Source organism: Devosia sp. (assembly GCF_041917035.1).
Classification (GTDB): Bacteria; Pseudomonadota; Alphaproteobacteria; order Rhizobiales; family Devosiaceae; genus Devosia_A.
Genome location: NZ_JAYRYM010000310.1, coordinates 1 through 3,780, shown reverse-complemented (window position 1 = coordinate 3,780; position 3,780 = coordinate 1). Strand labels below are relative to the sequence as shown.

General features: G+C 67.8%; 5 protein-coding genes. 1 reads left to right on the top strand and 4 read right to left on the bottom strand.

Annotation, left to right across the window (positions count from 1 at the left end; translation table 11 throughout):
• Positions 1 to 374 (top strand): GNAT family N-acetyltransferase (locus tag ACE3TU_RS20060; RefSeq protein ID WP_374627459.1); only part of this gene is annotated, 374 nt, incomplete at its 5' end.
• A 10-nt stretch (positions 375 to 384) separates the two neighbouring features.
• Here the strand turns inward: ACE3TU_RS20060 and ACE3TU_RS20055 are convergent.
• The 4 genes from ACE3TU_RS20055 to hflK form a co-directional block, all read right to left on the bottom strand.
• Complete coding sequence (locus ACE3TU_RS20055) at positions 385 to 1,866, bottom strand: Do family serine endopeptidase (protein WP_374627457.1); 1,482 nt, start codon at positions 1,864 to 1,866, stop codon at positions 385 to 387.
• A gap of 44 nt (positions 1,867 to 1,910) precedes the next feature.
• Positions 1,911 to 2,096 carry a DUF2065 domain-containing protein gene (locus ACE3TU_RS20050; protein WP_374627455.1) on the bottom strand — a complete coding sequence of 62 codons (186 nt, stop codon included), beginning with the start codon at positions 2,094 to 2,096 and terminating at the stop codon, positions 1,911 to 1,913.
• Between the two features lie 4 nt (positions 2,097 to 2,100).
• Complete coding sequence (hflC, locus tag ACE3TU_RS20045) at positions 2,101 to 3,081, bottom strand: protease modulator HflC (protein WP_374627453.1); 981 nt, start codon at positions 3,079 to 3,081, stop codon at positions 2,101 to 2,103.
• 3 nt (positions 3,082 to 3,084) lie between these two features.
• Positions 3,085 to 3,780: FtsH protease activity modulator HflK (gene hflK, locus ACE3TU_RS20040; RefSeq protein WP_374627451.1), on the bottom strand; the 696-nt coding region annotated here is incomplete at its 5' end.

The window sequence follows — 3,780 nt, the reverse complement described above, 5'->3', positions numbered from 1 at the left end:
CCGTCGAGCGGAAGTCCGATGGCCGGTTCCTCGGCATGCTGGGCATGGCGCCATTCCGCGACGAGTTGCGACTCGCCATTCCGGGTGCCCCCGAGGTGGAAATCGGCTGGCAACTCGGGCAGGCCTACTGGGGACAGGGCTACGCGCCGGAGGGGGCGCGCGCCATGCTGGACTTCGCCTGGCGGAGCCTGCGGCTGACGGAGGTGGTGGCCATCACCTATGCCGGCAACCTGCCGAGCCGCCGGGTGATGGAGAAGATCGGGATGCGCCACGACCCCGACTCCAACTTCGACCACCCCGACGTGCCACAGGGGCACCGGCTGCGCCCGCACGTGGTCTACCGCATCCTCAATCCGGTCCTGCGCGACGACTGACGCCGAGGCCTCAGCCGAGGCGCACAGCGATGAAACGGCTGGTCCCGGCGGGATCGGTGACCTTGAACAACACGGCCGGCCGACCGGCCTCCCTGGCCTCGTCGACGAGGCTGTTCAGTTCATCGACGGTGGCCACCTGCTTCTGGTTGACCTCGGTGACGACGAGGCCGGGGATCACGCCCTTGCGGTCCGCGTCGCTGCCACCCGCCACCTCGGTGACGACCACCCCGTCGGCCTCCGGGGCCAGGCCGAACTGCGAGCGCCGCGCCTCGTCCAGCGGAGCCACATCGAACCCGACGAGGTCGCGCAGGCCCTGGGGCGTGGGCACCTCGGCCACTTCGTCCTCCGGCGGAGACACGGGCTGCGACTCGGGCTCGGCGCCGTTGTTGGCGATCAGCTTCTCACCCAGTTCGAGACGGCCCAGGGTAATGTCGAGCACGACCTGGTCGCCGTTGCGCAGCAGCTTGACCGGCACAGCCTTGCCGACGGCGGTCTCGGCTACGACACGCGGCAGGTCGCGCATGCGCGCGATCGGCTTGCCGTCGAACTCGACGATGATGTCGCCCTGCCGGATGAGGCCCTCGGACGGGCCGCCGCGGGTGACGTCGATGACGAGCGCCCCGGCGGTGCTGCCGAGGGCGAGGCTGGCCGCGATGTCCTCGCTGACTTCCTGGATGCCGACGCCGAGCCAGCCGCGCCGGGTTTCCCCGAACTGGGCCAACTGGTCGATGACGGGCTTGGCGAGATTGCCGGGAACGGCAAAGCCGATGCCCAGCGATGACCCGCCGCGCGCGATGATCGCGGTATTGATACCGACCACCTTGCCGTCCATGTCGAACAGCGGGCCGCCGGAATTACCCTGGTTGATCGCAGCGTCGGTCTGGATGAACTGATCGTAGGGGCCGGACTGGATGTCGCGATTGCGAGCCGAAACGATGCCGAGGGTCACCGATCCACCGAGCCCGAAGGGGTTGCCGATCGCCATCACCCAGTCGCCGACGACCGCCGAGTCGCTGTCGCCGAACTCGACGAAAGGCAGGTCGCGCCCCGCGTCGACCTTCAGCACCGCAAGGTCGGTCTTGCTGTCGGCGCCGATGATCCTCGCGGGCAGGCGCGTGCCGTCGGTCAGGAAGACCTCGACGTCGTCGGCGCCCTCGATGACGTGATTGTTGGTCACGACGATGCCGTCGGCGGAGATGATGAAGCCGGAGCCGAGGCTGCGGGCCTCCTGCATCTGCTCCTCGCCCAGGCCGTTGTTGGGGTTGTGCTCGTCGAAGAACTCTTCGAGCGGCGAGCCTTCCGGCACCTCGGGGAACGGCACGCCGTTACCGCCGGCAACGCGGCGCGAGGTGCCGATATTGACCACGGCGGGGGAGAGAACCTCGGCCAGCGAGGCGACCGATTCGGGGCCCTTGGCTTGTCCGGGACTGCCGGATACGGCAAGCGCCAGGGCCAGAACCAGGGCAACCCACCCTCTCGTCGTCGAACGCATCGGCCACTCCTCACCGCAATCCGTCAAGCGGCCACACTATCGGATCAGCCGCGGATGAACCACAAGAGGACAAGTGCCACGGCGGCGCAAGCCAGTGCGACCGCACGAATGGTTGATGCCGGCATCGCCTGTACGGATGCCAGCATCTTCTTCATCTGCTCGGGGAAGGCCGCGTAGGCCAACCCCTCGATGACGATGGCGAGACAGAACGCCGAGAGGAGTTCGATCACGCGATCACTGCGCCGGTGCGGCGTCGACCGCCGGCGCGGCAGGAGCGGCTTCCACAACCGCCGGCTCGCTCACCGGCTCGGCCCCGGCAGCGGTGGCCTCAGCGGCGGGAAGCGCCGCCGTGCCCTCCGTCCCGAAATACGCGAAGAACTCGGAATCCGGCGAGAGGACCATGGTGGTGCTGCTGCTGCCCAGCGCCGACCGATACGACTGCAGCGACCGGTAGAACTGGAAGAACTCCGGGTCCTTGCTGTAGGCATCGGCGAACACCTGGCTGCGCGTGGCGTCGCCCTCGCCGCGGATGCGCTCGGACTCGCCGCGGGCGGTGGCCACGATTTCCACGGCCTGGCGCTCGGCGATAGCACGGGCAGTCTGCGCCGCCTCGTTACCGCGGGCGCGCAGCAAGGCGGCCTCGGCCTGGCGTTCGGCCTTCATGCGATCATAGGTCTGCTGCGAAACCTGGGCCGTCAGATCGGTGCGCAGGATACGAACGTCGACGATCTCGATGCCGAGTTCGGCCATGTCCGCAACCATCAGCGCCTTGGTCTCGGACATCATGGCGGTGCGCTCCTGGCTCAGCGCGGCATTGAACTCACGCTTGCCGTAGACATCGCGCAGAGCGGAGTCGAAACGGGTGGCGATACGGGCCTCGGCCAGGCTCACCTGCCCCTGGGCGCGCTCGCGGAACCGGCGCGGGTCGGCGATGCGGTAGGTCAGGAAGGCATCGACCTCGTAGAACTTGCCGCCCGAAACCTGCACGGTCATGTTGGCGGCGTTGTAGCGCAGCAGGCGGTCCTCGATGATCTGGACCGTGTCGACCACGTCGGTCGGTACCTTGAAGTAGAGGCCCGGCTCGGTCTTGACGTCGTTGATGGAACCGAAGCGCAGGACGATCGCCTGTTCGCGCTCGTTGACCACGTAGATCGAGGAGAACAGCACGTAGAGGGCGCCGAGAAGCACGACGCCGAGGATGATGAGACGGTTCATGGCTTACCTCGCGGAGTCGGCGCTGGTGGCGGCAGAGTTGCCGCGCAGTTCAGGCAACGGCAGGTAAGGCACGACGCCCGAGCCCCCCATCCCCTTCTCGATCAGCACCTTGTCGGCACCGCCGAGCACCTGCTCCATGGTTTCGAGGTAGAGCCGCTTGCGCGTCACCTCGGGGGCCTTGGCATATTCCTCGTAGATGGAGAGGAAGCGAGCCGCCTCGCCCTTGGCCTCCTCGACCACGCGGGTGCGGTAGGCGGCAGCGTCTTCACGCAACTGCGCCGCCTGTCCGCGGGCCTGGCCGAGGAGCGTGTTGGCGTCGCGGCGCGCTTCTTCCTGGAACTTGTCCTCGTCCTGCTCGGCGCGCTGCACCTCGTCGAAGGCGTCGGCCACCTCGGTCGGCGGCGCCACGTTCTCGATGGCGACCTGCGACACACGCACGCCGACCTGGTACTGGTCGAGGATGGTCTGGGTGATGTTGCGCACGTCCTCGGCGATGCCGGCGCGCTCGTCGCGGAAGATGTCCTGCGCCGGTCGACTGCCGACCACCTGACGCATGGCGCTCTCGCCCACGCTGCGCACCATGTCTTCGGGATCGCGTACGTTGAACAGGAAGTCGATGGGATTGGAGACCGACCACAGGATGGAGAACCGCACGTCGACGATGTTCTGGTCGCCCGACAGCATCAGCCCCTCGTCGCC